12 protein-coding genes are annotated in these 14,543 nt (G+C 61.7%); 9 read left to right on the top strand and 3 right to left on the bottom strand.

Annotated features, from left to right (window positions below):
* Positions 1–173 precede the first annotated feature (173 nt).
* The 7 genes from topA (at position 174) to rpmG (ending at position 9,102) form a co-directional block, all read left to right on the top strand.
* Entirely contained in the window at positions 174–2,918 is a 2,745-nt protein-coding gene (gene topA, locus ASC80_RS05135) for a type I DNA topoisomerase (protein WP_056293477.1), read from the top strand.
* Positions 2,918–5,257, top strand: a complete 2,340-nt coding sequence (gene rnr / locus ASC80_RS05130) for a ribonuclease R (protein ID WP_056293476.1) — start codon at positions 2,918–2,920, stop codon at positions 5,255–5,257. The genes topA and rnr overlap by 1 nt, the downstream gene beginning before the upstream one ends.
* Positions 5,257–5,733: a DUF983 domain-containing protein gene (locus tag ASC80_RS05125; protein WP_056293474.1), complete on the top strand. Its 477-nt coding sequence runs from the start codon at positions 5,257–5,259 to the stop codon at positions 5,731–5,733. The genes rnr and ASC80_RS05125 overlap by 1 nt, the downstream gene beginning before the upstream one ends.
* The gene (locus ASC80_RS05120) at positions 5,730–6,467 is read left to right on the top strand and encodes an NUDIX hydrolase (protein ID WP_056293472.1); all 738 of its coding nucleotides are present in this window, start codon (positions 5,730–5,732) and stop codon (positions 6,465–6,467) included. Before ASC80_RS05125 ends, ASC80_RS05120 begins: the two co-directional genes overlap by 4 nt.
* Before the next feature lie 101 nt (positions 6,468–6,568).
* Positions 6,569–7,345 carry a cell envelope integrity protein TolA gene (gene tolA / locus ASC80_RS05115; protein WP_056293469.1) on the top strand — a complete coding sequence of 259 codons (777 nt, stop codon included), beginning with the start codon at positions 6,569–6,571 and terminating at the stop codon, positions 7,343–7,345.
* 135 nt (positions 7,346–7,480) lie between these two features.
* Positions 7,481–8,830, top strand: coding sequence for an LLM class flavin-dependent oxidoreductase (locus tag ASC80_RS05110; RefSeq protein ID WP_056293467.1), 1,350 nt, complete (start codon positions 7,481–7,483; stop codon positions 8,828–8,830).
* A 104-nt stretch (positions 8,831–8,934) separates the two neighbouring features.
* On the top strand, positions 8,935–9,102 hold the full coding sequence (gene rpmG / locus ASC80_RS05105) for a 50S ribosomal protein L33 (RefSeq protein WP_056293464.1): 168 nt from the start codon (positions 8,935–8,937) through the stop codon (positions 9,100–9,102).
* Between the two features lie 86 nt (positions 9,103–9,188).
* Here rpmG and ASC80_RS05100 read toward each other — a convergent pair whose 3' ends face one another.
* The 3 genes from ASC80_RS05100 to ASC80_RS05090 all read right to left on the bottom strand — a co-directional run bounded on the left by ASC80_RS05100 (position 9,189) and on the right by ASC80_RS05090 (position 12,797).
* Positions 9,189–10,862, bottom strand: a complete 1,674-nt coding sequence (locus ASC80_RS05100; RefSeq protein ID WP_200941143.1) for an adenylate/guanylate cyclase domain-containing protein — start codon at positions 10,860–10,862, stop codon at positions 9,189–9,191.
* A 185-nt stretch (positions 10,863–11,047) separates the two neighbouring features.
* Positions 11,048–12,421: a PleD family two-component system response regulator gene (locus ASC80_RS05095; RefSeq protein ID WP_056293457.1), complete on the bottom strand. Its 1,374-nt coding sequence runs from the start codon at positions 12,419–12,421 to the stop codon at positions 11,048–11,050.
* Positions 12,422–12,431: 10 nt separating this feature from the next.
* A complete protein-coding gene (locus tag ASC80_RS05090) occupies positions 12,432–12,797 on the bottom strand; it encodes a response regulator (RefSeq protein WP_056293453.1) in 366 nt (121 codons plus the stop codon).
* Positions 12,798–12,921: 124 nt separating this feature from the next.
* Here ASC80_RS05090 and ASC80_RS05085 point away from each other — a divergent pair, with 124 nt between their 5' ends.
* The gene (locus tag ASC80_RS05085) at positions 12,922–13,209 is read left to right on the top strand and encodes a DUF3572 domain-containing protein (protein WP_056295634.1); all 288 of its coding nucleotides are present in this window, start codon (positions 12,922–12,924) and stop codon (positions 13,207–13,209) included.
* A 6-nt stretch (positions 13,210–13,215) separates the two neighbouring features.
* Entirely contained in the window at positions 13,216–14,514 is a 1,299-nt protein-coding gene (locus tag ASC80_RS05080) for a DNA polymerase IV (RefSeq protein WP_056293450.1), read from the top strand.
* Positions 14,515–14,543: the final 29 nt, after the last annotated feature.

The following is a 14,543-nucleotide window of genomic DNA, read 5'->3' as shown; positions in this document are numbered from 1 at the left end:
ATCTAAAGGTTATATTTTGTCGATTATACAACCTCAATTAGGACGGGTTCTCGGCCCTGATCAACACATGTCCATTTGACAGGCAGGGGCAATTTACCCATGTATCGGACGAAACAGCCTCCTCGAATCCTTCGATTCCGGCGTGTGCTTTCCCCGTAAGCCATTGGTACAAAATGAATATCGTCATTGTCGAGTCGCCTGCAAAGGCCAAGACGATCAACAAGTATTTGGGCTCCTCCTATGAGGTTTTGGCCTCTTACGGCCATGTCCGAGACCTCCCGGCGAAGAACGGATCGGTCGATCCGGAGGCTAATTTCCAGATGATCTGGGAGACCGACCCCAAGGCGGCCGGGCGATTGAACGATATCGCCAAGGCGCTCAAGGGAGCGGACAAGCTGATCCTCGCAACCGACCCTGATCGCGAGGGCGAGGCCATTTCCTGGCACGTGCTCGAGATCATGAAGCAAAAGCGCGCGCTGAAGGACCAGAAAGTCGAACGCGTCGTCTTCAACGCCATCACCAAACAAGCCGTGACCGAGGCAATGAAGCATCCGCGCGAGATCGACGGCGCGTTGGTGGACGCCTATATGGCGCGCCGCGCGCTGGATTATCTCGTCGGCTTCACACTCTCCCCGGTCCTGTGGCGCAAACTGCCGGGCGCCCGCTCGGCGGGTCGTGTGCAATCGGTCGCGCTACGCCTTGTTTGTGACCGCGAGCTGGAAATCGAGAAATTCGTCCCGCGCGAATACTGGTCGCTGGTGGCGACGCTGGCGACGCCGCGGGCGGAAACGTTCGAGGCCCGTCTGGTCGGCGCGGACGGCAAGAAAATTCAGCGCCTCGACATCGGCACCGGCGCAGAGGCGGAAGATTTCAAGAAGGCGATCGAAGCGGCCAATTTCACCGTCACCTCGGTGGAAGCCAAGCCCGCGCGGCGCAATCCGCAAGCACCGTTCACGACATCGACGCTGCAGCAGGAGGCCAGCCGCAAGCTCGGCTTCGCCCCCGCCCACACCATGCGGATCGCGCAGCGTTTGTATGAAGGCATCGATATCGGTGGCGAGACCACCGGTCTCATTACCTATATGCGAACCGACGGTGTGCAGATCGCCAATGAAGCCATCGCGCAGGTGCGTTCGGTGATCGGTGAGGATTACGGCAAAAATTATGTGCCGGACGCACCGCGCCAGTACAGCGCCAAGGCCAAGAACGCGCAGGAAGCCCACGAAGCGATCCGCCCGACCGATCTGTCGCGCCGCCCGGCCGCGCTGAAGCATCGGCTCGATAACGACCAGTTCCGTCTCTACGAGCTGGTCTGGATGCGCACCGTCGCCAGCCAGATGGAATCTGCCGAACTCGAGCGCACCACGGTAGATATCGCGGCGAAAGCCGGCGCCCGCGTGCTTGAGCTGCGCGCCAGCGGTCAGGTCGTCAAGTTCGACGGCTTCCTTGCGGTCTATCAGGAAGGCCGCGACGACGATCCGGAGGACGAGGACAGCCGCCGCCTGCCCGCCATGAGCGAAGGCGAAGCGCTCAAGCGCGACAGCCTCAGCGTCACCCAGCATTTCACCGAACCGCCGCCGCGCTTCTCGGAAGCGTCGCTGGTCAAGCGCATGGAAGAACTCGGCATCGGCCGGCCTTCGACCTATGCTTCGATCCTGCAGGTGCTGAAGGATCGCGGCTACGTCAAGCTCGAGAAGAAGCGCCTGTCCGCCGAGGACAAGGGCCGCGTCGTCGTCGCGTTCCTGGAGAATTTCTTCGCTCGCTATGTCGAATTCGATTTCACAGCCGCGCTGGAAGAACAGCTCGACCGCATCTCGAACAACGAGATTTCCTGGCAGCAGGTGCTGAAGGATTTCTGGAAGGACTTCATCGGCGCGGTCAACGACATCAAGGACGTCCGCGTCAGCGAAGTGCTCGACGTGCTCGACGCGATGCTCGGCGAACACATCTACGAACCCCGCGCCGACGGCGGCGATCCGCGCCAGTGCCCGAGTTGCGGCAGCGGCAAGCTCAACCTGAAAGCCGGCAAGTTCGGCGCCTTCGTCGGTTGCTCGAACTATCCCGAATGCCGCTATACCCGCCCCCTCGCCGCCTCCAGCGGTTCAAGCGACCGCCCGCTCGGCAAGGATCCTAAAACCGGACTCGAAGTCGCGGTGAAGGCCGGCCGCTTCGGACCTTACATCCAGCTTGGCGACGCCAAGGATTACGAGGAGGGCGAGAAACCGCGCCGAGCCGGCATTCCGAAGAACATGTCGCCTGCCGATGTGGAACTCGATCTCGCGCTGAAACTACTGTCGCTCCCGCGCGAAGTCGGCAAGCATCCGGAAGACGGCGAGCCGATCACCGCGGGCATCGGCCGTTTCGGGCCGTTCGTGCGCCACGGGAAAACCTATGCCAGCCTTGAGGCTGGCGACGAGGTGTTCACGGTCGGCCTCAACCGCGCTGTGACGCTGATCGCGGAGAAGATCGCCAAGGGCCCGAGCCGGCGGTTCGGCGCCGATCCCGGCAAGCCGCTCGGCGAATATCCGGCGCGCGGCGGCACCATCATGGTCAAGAACGGACGCTACGGCGCCTATGTGACCATCGACGGCATCAACGCCACCATCCCGAGCGACAAGACGCCCGAGACCATCACGTTGCCGGAAGCCATTGCGCTGATCGAAGAGCGCGCGGCCAAGGGCGGCGGCAAGCCGAAGCGCGGAGCGAAGAAGGCTGCAAAGCCGAAAGCGACGAAGGCCAAAGCTAACACCTCCGATACTGAGGCCAAGCCGGTGAAGAAGAAGGCGGCCGCGAAGAAAGCAGCGCCCACCAAGGCCGCCGCCAAGCCGCGCGCGAAGGCAGCACCTAAGGCAGCGCCAAAAATCGCCGCGGCCAAAACACCCACGGCGAAGAAGAGCGCTGGAAAAGCACGGGGATAATGAAAAACAAACGTGACGCGGCCGCAGCATTTCCCGACCGGGAGAGCATTGTCGCGTTCATCAAAGCCCATCCCACCGAGGCCGGAACGCGAGAACTGGCCCGGCATTTCGGCTTGAAGAATGAGTCCCGCGCCGCGTTGCGGCGCATTCTCGGCGAGCTTGCCGAGGAAGGTGTGGTCGCCAAACGCGGCAGGCGCGTCCGCGAAGCGAAATCGCTGCCGCCGACACTGGTCGCCGATGTGACCAAACGCGACAGCGACGGCGAACTGATCGCAACGCCCGCCGAGTGGCTTGAGGAAGTCGACGGGCCGGCTCCCGTTATCCGAATTCACGTCCCCCGCCGTCCGCAACCCGGCACAGTGGCCGGCGTCGGCGATCGTGCGCTATTGCGCATCGAGAAGCCCGATAGCAAGCACGAAGGTGCCGCCTATCGCGGACGCGTCATCAAGCTGCTCGATAAGACGCAGCATCGGGTGCTCGGCATTTTCCGGAAGTTGCCGAACGGCACCGGACGGATGATTCCGATCGACAAAAAGCAGGTCGGCCGCGAACTCGCCATTGCCGAAGCCGATGCCAATGGCGCGCAGGACGGCGACCTCGTCAGCGTCGAACTGATGCGCTCGCGCGGCTACGGCTTGCCTTCAGGACGCGTGAAGGAGCGGCTCGGTTCGCTCGCCACCGAAAAAGCGATCAGCCTGATCGCGATCCACGCCCACGACATTCCGCAAACGTTCCCTCCCGATGTTGTTCGTGAATCTGAATCCGCCCGGCCTGCTGTCCTGCAGGGCCGTGAGGACTGGCGCGACGTGCCGCTCGTCACCATAGATCCTCCCGACGCCAAGGATCATGACGACGCGGTTCACGCCGAGCCTGACGGCGATCCCGGCAATAAGGGCGGCTATATCGTCAATGTCGCCATCGCCGATGTCGCATTTTATGTCCGCCCCGGATCGGCGCTCGACCGCGAAGCACTGAACCGCGGCAACTCGGTCTATTTCCCGGACCGGGTCGTGCCGATGCTGCCGGAACGAATCTCCAACGATCTCTGCTCGCTGAAATCCGGCGAGCCGCGCGGCGCGCTGGCGGTGCGCATGGTGATCGGTTCCGATGGACGCAAGCGCTCGCATACATTCCATCGTGTGCTGATGCGCTCGGCGGCGAAACTCAACTATGCGCAGGCGCAGGCCGCGATCGACGGACGTCCCGACGACACCACAGGCCCCTTGCTCGATCCGATCCTGAAGCCGCTCTACGACGCCTACGCTTTGGTGAAACGCGCCCGCGACGAGCGCGACCCGCTCGACCTCGACCTGCCGGAGCGCAAGATCTTGCTCAAGCCCGACGGCACCGTGGATCGCGTGGTGACGCCGGAGCGACTCGACGCCCACAGACTGATCGAGGAGTTCATGATCCTCGCCAACGTTGCCGCCGCCGAGACACTTGAAAAGAAGACCTTGCCGCTGATCTATCGGGTTCACGACGAGCCGACGGTGGAGAAGGTCCACAACCTCCGCGAGTTCCTTAAAACACTCGATATGCCGTTCTCCGCAACAGGCGCGCTGCGGCCTGCGGTGTTCAACCATATTCTCGCGCAGGTCAAAGGGCGAGATGCCGAAACGCTCGTCAACGAGGTGGTGCTGCGCTCACAGGCGCAAGCCGAATACGCCGCGGAGAACTACGGTCATTTCGGCCTGAACCTGCGCCGTTACGCCCACTTCACCTCACCGATCCGCCGCTATGCCGACCTCATCGTCCATCGGGCCCTGATCCTGGCGCTCGGTCTTGGCGAAGGCGCGCTGCCCGATACAGAATCGTTTGAAACACTCAGCGAAGTGGCTGCGGCCATTTCGCTCACCGAACGCCGTGCCATGAAAGCCGAGCGCGAAACTGCGGACCGGCTGATCGCGCATTTTCTGGCGGACCGTATCGGCGCGACGTTTACCGGCCGGATTTCGGGCGTAACCCGCGCCGGGCTGTTCGTGAAACTCAATGAAACCGGGGCCGATGGCCTGATTCCGGTCCGCACCCTCGGAACCGAATATTACAACTACGACGAAACGCGCCACGCCCTGATCGGCTCGCGCAGCGGTGCCATGCACAGGCTGGGTGACGTCGTCGAGGTTCGTCTGGTAGAAGCGGCACCGGTCGCTGGCGCATTGCGGTTCGAGCTTCTGTCCGAAGGCAGTCCTGCTCCGCGCGGCGGCCGCAAGCATGACGACCGCTCAAAAGGAAAATTCGGACAGCAGACAAAAGGCAAGGCACGGCCGGGACGCACCCCGAAAGGAAAGGCGAAAAAACCCGGCAAAGCCAAGTCCCGAAAATCGAAAAAGGGCAGATGATGGATAGCGCGACGGCACGACCGGCAAAGACATGGACAGCGGCCAATTCAGCCCTGCCCAAACGCGACCTCTGGAGCGCGATGGCGCGCGGATGGCGCTGTCGCTGCCCTAAATGCGGCGAAGGAAAACTGTTTCGCGCTTTCCTGAAAACTGCCGATTCGTGCTCGCGCTGCGGACAGGACTTCACCCATCATCGCGCCGACGATCTCCCTGCTTACCTTGTCATCGTCATCGTCGGCCACATCGTGGTGCCGATCGTATTGTCGGTCGAAACCAATTTCGCTCCGCCGATGTTACTGCAGTTGGCAATCTATCTGCCGATCACTCTGATCTCTTCGTTGTTGCTGCTTCAGCCGGTCAAGGGTGCCGTGGTCGGATTGCAGTGGGCATTCCGGATGCACGGTTTCGACGAGGGCCACGGGATTGACCCTGACAGCGTGATCGCGCGTGCTACCGCACGGACCGACCTGTCATGAGCGAGCCGGAGAAGGAAGAAAAGGAAGATGACCACCACCCCTATCGCCGGCCGAAGGATGCAGCGACGCTGATCCTGGTCGACCGCAGCGGCAGTGTTCCCAAGGTGCTGGTTGGACGGCGTCACGACAAGGTCGTGTTCATGCCCGGTAAGTTCGTATTTCCAGGCGGCCGGGTCGATGCAACCGATAACCGGATCCCGGTTGCCGCGCACATTCCTGCTGCACTTGAGAAAAAGCTGATGGGCGGCAGTCCGAAGATTGCGGCCTCGCGCGCTCGGGCGCTCGCCGTCGCCGCCATCCGCGAAGCCTGCGAAGAAACCGGACTGTGCCTCGGCAAGAAGCCCGCCTCGCTGCCGCGCGCCGATGCCGCGAAGCTCAATGGCGAATGGAAACCTTTCGCCGATTGCGGCCTGTTGCCCGATCCGTCGGGCCTGTTCCTGATCGCACGCGCCATCACCCCGCCCGGCCGGGTCCGCCGTTTCGACACCCGCTTCTTCACCGCGGATGCCTCAGCCATCGCCCATCGGGTCGAAGGCGTGGTCCATGCCGATGCCGAACTGGTCGAACTGGTATGGGTCGAACTGGGATCGCCACCGCTCGCCGACGCCCACCAGATGACCAAGAACGTGCTGCGCGAACTCGATGCGCGGCTCAAGACCGGTCCGCTGTCGCACGCCACCGAAGTGCCGTTCTTCCATTTCTATGGCGGCAAAATGCAACGGGACACCATATAGCCCGGGCTCGGGACGCGTTGCCCGCATCAAAAGATCAACCGCCCGCGCACGCCGCCTGCTATGCTGGCCGGGCTATGTCGGCGTTCAGGCATTGATCGACAATGATCGGACCACAACTTCTCAAACGCGCGGGTATCGCCTTTTCCGTGGCGGCGCATGCCGCCGTGGTGGCATGGGTCATTTTCGGATCCGGCGTCCGGTTGTTCGATCCGGCTCCTGCTGAAGCGATCACTGTCGATCTTGTATCCCCTGATGAAGCAAAGGCGCCGCCCGGCAATGGCGACGGCACAACTCCGGAAGAATCGAAAAAAGACGACGCGGAATCGCAGTCCATCGTTCCCGGATCGTCAGCGCAAGCAACGCCCGATCTGCCCGCCCAGCAATCGCCTCCGACCGAACAGGCCAAGGAACCGGCCGAAGAACCGATCAAGGAGCAGGTGACAAAACAGGCGACAGTCCAGTCGCCCCCGCCCCCACCGGCAATTCCCCGCGCCGAGCCTGACATCACCGAGAAATACGGAACGATGTTCAGCCTGAGCGACAGCGGCTACACCCCGACAACCACCGCCGCGCAAATTCCGGAAGACGCTGTATCGAAATTCCGCGCCCATCTCAGGACGTGCGCCAAATTGCCGGAGAATGTTTCGTCGGGCGACGACGTGCGCGTGGTCCTGCGCATCGGGCTGCTCCCAAGCGGAAATCTCTCCGCTGCGCCAGCGCTGATCGAGGCGAGCGCATCGGCCAAGGGTCCGCTGCTGATGCAGGCCGCGATCAAGGCGCTGCAAGCCTGTCAGCCCTACAACATGTTGCCTGCCGACAAATATCCGGAATGGCGCGTTCTCAACCTTCCGTTCACGCCGCAGGATTTTTCCGGCTAGTCCGGATTACGAAAAAAATCAGTCATGCAGTCCGGCGAAAAGACAATAATCTTCTGTGGCAACGGATCGCCGGCGACCCCATAAATTCAATGCGCGCATATCGCGCGGCAAGCATCCGCGACGGGACGTCACATCATGAGCTCACGTCAATTGCGCCTCGGCGCCTTCATGCGTCCCGTCAGCATCCATACCGGCGCATGGCGTTATCCCGGCGCCTATCCGGATGCCAATTTCAATTTCAATCATCTCAAGCGCTTCATTCAGAAGCTCGAATACGGCAAGTTCGACGCCTTCTTCATGGCCGATCATCTCGCCGTGCTGAACATGCCGATCAACGCACTCAGGCGCAGCCACACCGTCACGTCGTTTGAGCCGTTCACGCTGCTGTCCGCGCTCGCGGGCGCGACCGAACGGATCGGGCTGGTTGCCACCGGCTCGACGACATTCGACGAGCCCTACCATGTCGCGCGGCGCTTCGCCTCGCTCGACCACATCAGCGGTGGCCGCGCCGGATGGAACATCGTCACGACGTCAAATCCGGATGCGGCGCGCAATTTCGGGCTCGAGGATCACATGGAGCATGACGAACGCTACCGCCGCGCACGCGAGTTCTACGACGTGGTAACGGGCTTGTGGGATTCGTTCGCCGACGATGCCTTCGTGCGCGACGTCGAGAGCGGGCTTTATCTCGACCCCGCGAAAATGCGTACGCTCAACCACAAGGGCAAATACTTCTCGGTACGCGGCCCGCTCAACATCGCCCGCCCGGTGCAAGGTTGGCCGGTGATCGTTCAGGCCGGCGCCTCGGAGGCCGGCAAGCAACTCGCGGCCGAAACCGCGGAGGCCGTATTCACCGGCGGCGGCAGCCTGAGCGACGGGCAGAAACTTTACGAAGACATCAAAAGCCGCATGGACAGGCTCGGCCGCGACCGCGAGCATCTCAAGATCCTGCCCGGCGCGTTTGTCGTGGTCGGCGACACCGTCGACGAGGCCAAGGCCAAACGCGCCCATCTCGACAGCCTCGTGCACTACGACAGCGCGATTGCCTCGCTGTCGGTGATCCTGGGCACCGATGCCTCGGGGTTCGATCCCGACGGGCCCTTGCCAGAGATTCCCGAAACCAACGCCAGCCAGAGCGGCCGCCAGCGCCTAGTGGACGCTGCGGCAAAAGGCAACCTCACCGTCCGGCAGCTCGCGCAGCGCGTCGGCGGTTATGGCGGACTGTCCTTCGTCGGCACACCGGTCACCATCGCCGACCAGATGGAGGAATGGCTGATGACCCGCGGCTGCGACGGCTTCAACATCATGTTCCCGTACCTGCCGGAGGGACTCGACGATTTTGTCGACCGGGTGGTTCCGGAACTGCAAAGGCGCGGCATTTTCCGCAAGGAGTACGAAGGACGGACCTTGCGCGAGAATCTCGGGCTTCCGAGGCCGAAAAACCGGTTTTTCGACGAATCCGGTGCTTCGAATGCGGCTGAATAACCGCCTAAAACCTTGACTTTGGGACTTTCGGAGCTAGTTTGCGGCCCAAACGCGGTGCCTGCGCTAGCTGACCCGCCTGATTCCTGACATTCGAGGTTCTGAACATGGCCAAAGCGGTCACCATCAAGGTCAAGCTCGTTTCCAGCGCGGACACCGGCTTCTATTACGTCGCCAAGAAGAACTCGCGCACGATGACCGACAAGCTCGTGAAGAAGAAGTACGACCCGGTCGCGAAGAAGCACGTCGAGTTCCGCGAATCCAAGATCAAGTAATCTTTTCAGATACTTGAAAAGGCCAACGGAGCCCTCGTGGCTCCGTTTTGCATTGGGCGGGCCTGCCGAGGCAGGCGGCCACTCGCCTATTTGTGATCCAGACGCCAGGCACCGTCCCAACCATCGGCCGGCGGATTCGACCGGAAGCTTTTAACCCGCGCGGCCAGTGTCATCGCGGGACCATCGCCCGGAACGGCTTTGAGCGCAGCATCGAACGCAATGCTCGCCTCGTCCCAGTTTCGCGCGCGATACGCCGCGAGCCCTTCGGCATACCGGGTTCGCAACAGAATCTGTTCAGAGGACAGTTCGTCCTTCCGCCCCATGATCTCGAACACCTGCTGCGACGCAGCGTGGCCGGCCAAAACCAGCCGATCGATCTCGCGCACTTCGATCTCGGAACCGGCGGCGATCGCGGTCGCCTTTGAAACAAGGGAGCGGCTGCCATACACCTTGTTGGCTGCTTCAAGACGCGACGCCATGTTCACAGCGTCCCCCATGACGGTATAGCTCATCATGAACTCGGATCCGATGCTGCCCACCAGCACTTCGCCAGTCGCAATGCCAATCCTGATATCGCATTCGCTCGGCACCTGACGGACGCCGAGCAGTTCGGGGATTTCCATCCGAAATGTCGCGATGTGTTCGATCATCTCGATTGCCGCGAGGCAGGCAAAACGGGCTTGATCGCCGTCGTCGGTAAAGGGAGGCCCCCAATAGGCCATCACGGCGTCGCCAATGTACTTGTCGATGATTCCCCGATGACTGCGGATTGGCCCCGATATCGTCGACAGATAATGGTTCATCACCTTGACGAGTCCCTGAGGCGTCATTCCCTCACTCAGGCTGGTGAACCCCTTCATGTCGCAGAACAGGACGGTCATGACACGGCGCTGGCCATCGGCGGCCGTCAGCGCCGGACGGTTGATCAACCCTTCAACCACTCGGGGATCGATATACTTGCCGAAGGTTTCGCGCACCCGCTCGTTGTGGCGCAACTGTTCGACCATGCGGTTGAATGCTCCGGTCAACTGGCCGATCTCGTCCCGCGTTGTCACGCTGATCGATCCGTCGAGATGACCTGCTTCAACGGCGCGGGTGCCATCCAGCAGCCGCCGCACCGGACGCGTGATTCCGGTGCTGACGAGAATCGAAACCACAAGGCCAAGGATCGCGGCCAGTCCCGTCACAATGGCTGAGACGAAAATGGTTCGCTGCTGATTCCGCATGGTGACGACGGCATCGGCCCGGACCTCTCGCAGCATATCGGACCGGATAGCGTCTATTTTCTGATTGAGGTCGCTGCGCAGCGCATCGACACGCACAAGGCCGGTTCGCATCGCTTCGAAATCCCGGCTCTCGAATATCCGGAACAGACGTTCGTTTTCCTCGTCGAGGTAGCGGCGCGTATCCTTGTTCACGGACTCGATACGGCTATCGATGCGAGCCAGAATTGCATCGTCCGAAACCGTTGTGACGTCGTCAATGATCTCATTGATCAGCTTGCGTGCGGCGTCCGCCTCCTGACCGACCTCGATACCCTTGGCCTCATAGACCTTTCTGCGTTCCGCATACGCGGCATCATCCGGCGGCGACTGCATCTTCGCGATGGCCATCTGGCGGACCGCCAGCGCCTGCTCGACCGAACGGACGTTCATTCGCGACAGGTGACCGTAGGTTTGAACGTACTTTGACGTCAGTTCATCGAGATAATGCGCAACCTTGCTCGACAGCACCATCGAGATTGCGGACGTAATCACCATGAGGATAATCAGCCCCACGGCAATGCCGACGATTTGCCTTTTGATCGATTGGCGGATCAACGGTCAACGCCCTTCCCGTGAAATCGTATCCTCGGTGAGATTGCGGCAACCTCTTGGCAAAAGCCCCGGACTTGGCAGACCAAATTACACGATCGGATCGTGACGCATAATCAACGGCTACAAATTTATGCGGCGGTCGCAACCACCCGGTTACGGCCATCGTGCTTGGCGCGATAGAGCGCCTGATCGGCACGCTTGAGCACGTCGTTGATCGGTTCGCCCTTGCGCTCCAACGTCGAAATCCCGATCGAGATCGTCACTTCGATACGCTTGAGGCCCCGCTCGATGGCGAAAGGCTCGCTGGCGATGGAGCGGCGCAGCCGCTCAGCGACCATGCCTGCAACGTGCAGATCGGTCTCCGGCATCACGATGACAAATTCCTCGCCGCCATAGCGGCAGGCAAGATCAATACCGCGAATCGACTTGCGGATACGCACCGCGAATTCGCGCAACACATCGTCGCCAGCGTCGTGACCATGACCGTCGTTGATCGCCTTGAAGTAGTCGATATCCAGCATCATCAGCGCCAGAGGCTTGCCGCGTGCGGCCGCCTGCTCGGCCAGCGTGCCGAGATGGCTTTCCATGTAGCGGCGATTGTGCAGCCCGGTGAGCTGATCGGTGATCGCCATTTCAATCGAGTTCTGCACGTTGTCGCGCAGATGGTCGGTGTAGCGGCGTTTGCGGATCTGTGTCCGCGCCCGCGCCAGCAACTCGTTCTTGTCGACCGGCCGCAACAGGTAGTCGTTGACGCCGATCTCCAGGCCGCGCAGCAGGCGGCTGTTGTTGTCCGCATCGGAGATCGCCAGGATCGGCACGCTGCGTGTGCGCTCAAGCGAGCGAACCTGACTGCACAGCCGCAAGCCGTCGAAATTCTCGAGGCCGAGCGAGATGATCAGCAGATCGTAGTTACCCTCGGCGGCATGGAAGACCGCATCCGCCGGATTGGGCTCGACGTCGACCGAATGTTCGCCCGCGAGCACCGGCGCCAGCCGCTCGTAGGACGACGGCCGGTCATCGACCAGAAGCACACGTCCGCCCCGCCCGGTATCGGCAACGGCATCGCGCTCCGGGGCCTGCACGCCAATCTCATGCGACGTGATCGCGCGCATCCGCAACTCGTCGGTCATCATCTTCAAGCGTGTCAGCGAACGCACCCGCGCGATCAGGACGACGTCCGAAACCGGCTTGGTAAGAAAATCGTCAGCGCCGGCATCCAGACCGCGCACGCGGTCGGACGGGCTGTCGAGGGCCGTCACCATGACCACGGGAATGAAATGAGTCCTGGGATTGGACTTCAGCCGGCGGCAAACCTCGAAGCCGTCGATGTCAGGCATCATCACGTCGAGCAGGACGATGTCGCATTCGGCACGTTCGCAAATCTCCAGCGCCTGCGTCCCGCAATTGGCGGTGACGACGTCGAAATACTCCGCCGACAGCCGCGCTTCGAGCAGCTTTACGTTCGCGAGAACGTCGTCGACAACCAGCACGCGCGCGGACATTGCATTCCCCTTAACCGATAAACCGTCGAACGGTCTCGATAAACTTCCCAACAGAAATAGGCTTCGACAGATACGCCTCGCACCCGCCCTCGCGGATGCGCTCCTCATCGCCTTTCATGGCGAAAGCGGTGACTGCGACCACTGGGGTCGCGTGTAATTCATCGTCGGCCTTGATCCATTTGGTGACGTCAAGGCCGGAAACTTCAGGAAGCTGGATGTCCATGAGGATCAGGTCGGGGCGATGCCTGCGGGCAAGGTTCAGCGCCTCTCGACCATTGCTTGTGCCGACAGTCTGATAGCCATGGGCTTCAAGCAGATCGCGGAAGAGCTTCATATTGAGCTCGTTGTCCTCCACGATCAGGACGGTTTTGGCCATCCTGGCCCTCCAGTTCCGCAAATGCCTTGTGAGCCGGCAATCAATAGAATTCGCCACGCCGGAATGACTCGGGCATGATGAATTAAAATAGAGACGATAAGTTACGGAAAGGCAAATGAGACCGATGACAAAGCGGCCACAAAACTCCCGCCAAGTCGCTGAAATCGTGGCTGTTCAGGCGCTGACCTTTCTCGCCGGAGCGCCCGATAAATTAGGGTTATTCCTGTCCGAGAGCGGTATTGGCCCGGAGACGCTGCGAAGCGCCGCCGCAGACCCCAAATTCCTGGCAGGTGTACTCGATTTCATCATGCGGGATGACGCAACCGTGAAGGCGTTCGCCGATTCGTCGCAATTGCCGCCGGCCACCATCGCCGCCGCACGCGACGCGCTGGGCGAGCCAAACTGGGAGTAATATTGCGTGATTGTGCAATCGCAGTGCGATTCGCTTCACCATCTTACCGGATTTTGCCGGGACTGCCTGTCCGATGCCCCTGACAAAGCATTGCGCTGTGCGGAATGCGGCTCCCCTCGCCTCGTCCGCCACCCTGCGCTAAACCAGCTGGCGCTGGCGCACATCGACTGCGATGCGTTCTACGCGACTGTTGAGAAACGCGACAATCCCGATATTGCCGACAAGCCGGTCATCATCGGCGGCGGCAAGCGTGGGGTCGTCTCCGCCGCCTGTTACATTGCCCGCACCTACGGGGTGCGCTCGGCGATGCCGATGTTCAAGGCGCTTGACCTTTGCCCGCACGCCGTCGTGGTGCGGCCCGACATGGCGAAATACGTTCGGGTCGGGCGTGAAGTGCGCCAGGCCATGATGGCGCTGACGCCGCTCGTCGAACCGCTCTCTATAGATGAAGCCTTTCTCGACCTCTCCGGTACGGAACGGGTTCACGGCATGATCCCGGCGAAGGTGCTTGCGCGCTTCGCCACCAGCGTCGAGCGCAGCATCGGAATCACAGTTTCGGTCGGGCTGTCGGTGAACAAATTCCTCGCCAAGATTGCGTCGGATCTCGACAAGCCGCGCGGCTTCGCGGTGCTCGGCCAGGACGATGCGCGGGTGATGCTGGCGGACAAGCCTGTCGGCTTTATTTACGGCGTCGGGCCGGCGTCGCAGGAGAAACTCGCCCAGCGCGGATTCCGCCTGATCAGCGACTTGCAGCGCGCCGACGAGACCGAGTTGATGAAGCAACTCGGCAGCGAAGGGCGGCGGCTGTGGCGCCTCGCGCGCGGCATCGACGACCGCAAGGTGGTGGCGGACCGTGACGCCAAGACGATTTCCAGCGAGACCACGTTCGAGAACGATATTCGCGATTTCGCGACGATGGAGCGTGTGCTGTGGCGGCTGTGCGAAAAGGTCTCAGCACGGCTCAAAAGCGGCGACCTGTGCGGCTCGACCATTACGCTGAAGCTGAAGACCGCCGATTTCCGCCAGCGCACGCGATCGCAATCACTCTCCACGCCGACCCAGCTTGCGACCAAAATCTTCGCCACCGTGCGCGAGATGCTGACGCGCGAGATCGACGGCACCGCATTCCGGCTGATCGGCGCCGGCGTCAGCGCGCTGAAGCCCGGTGCGCAGTCGGACGATTCCGACCTGCTCGATCGCCGTTCGGCTCACGCGGAGCGCGCGATGGACGATGTGCGGAAGAAATTCGGCAACGCGTCGCTGATCCGCGGCATCGCCTATGACGGTCCGCCGAAGGCGGAGTGAACCAAATCCTCATCCTGAGGAGCGTGCCC

This window comes from Afipia sp. Root123D2 (genome assembly GCF_001425835.1).
Taxonomy (GTDB): domain Bacteria; phylum Pseudomonadota; class Alphaproteobacteria; order Rhizobiales; family Xanthobacteraceae; genus Afipia.
Note: the sequence above shows the minus strand (reverse complement) of the source record. Positions and strands in the feature narration are given on the sequence as shown.

Bases quoted from the DNA above. Each gene is read 5' to 3' on its own strand.
- topA (WP_056293477.1), top strand. From the start codon at position 174: ATGAATATCGTCATTGTCGAGTCGCCTGCAAAGGCCAAGACGATCAAC.
- rnr (WP_056293476.1), top strand. From the start codon at position 2,918: ATGAAAAACAAACGTGACGCGGCCGCAGCATTTCCCGACCGGGAGAGC.
- ASC80_RS05125 (WP_056293474.1), top strand. From the start codon at position 5,257: ATGGATAGCGCGACGGCACGACCGGCAAAGACATGGACAGCGGCCAAT.
- ASC80_RS05120 (WP_056293472.1), top strand. From the start codon at position 5,730: ATGAGCGAGCCGGAGAAGGAAGAAAAGGAAGATGACCACCACCCCTAT.
- tolA (WP_056293469.1), top strand. From the start codon at position 6,569: ATGATCGGACCACAACTTCTCAAACGCGCGGGTATCGCCTTTTCCGTG.
- ASC80_RS05110 (WP_056293467.1), top strand. From the start codon at position 7,481: ATGAGCTCACGTCAATTGCGCCTCGGCGCCTTCATGCGTCCCGTCAGC.
- rpmG (WP_056293464.1), top strand. From the start codon at position 8,935: ATGGCCAAAGCGGTCACCATCAAGGTCAAGCTCGTTTCCAGCGCGGAC.
- ASC80_RS05100 (WP_200941143.1), bottom strand. From the start codon at position 10,862: ATGGTGATTACGTCCGCAATCTCGATGGTGCTGTCGAGCAAGGTTGCG.
- ASC80_RS05095 (WP_056293457.1), bottom strand. From the start codon at position 12,421: ATGTCCGCGCGCGTGCTGGTTGTCGACGACGTTCTCGCGAACGTAAAG.
- ASC80_RS05090 (WP_056293453.1), bottom strand. From the start codon at position 12,797: ATGGCCAAAACCGTCCTGATCGTGGAGGACAACGAGCTCAATATGAAG.
- ASC80_RS05085 (WP_056295634.1), top strand. From the start codon at position 12,922: ATGACAAAGCGGCCACAAAACTCCCGCCAAGTCGCTGAAATCGTGGCT.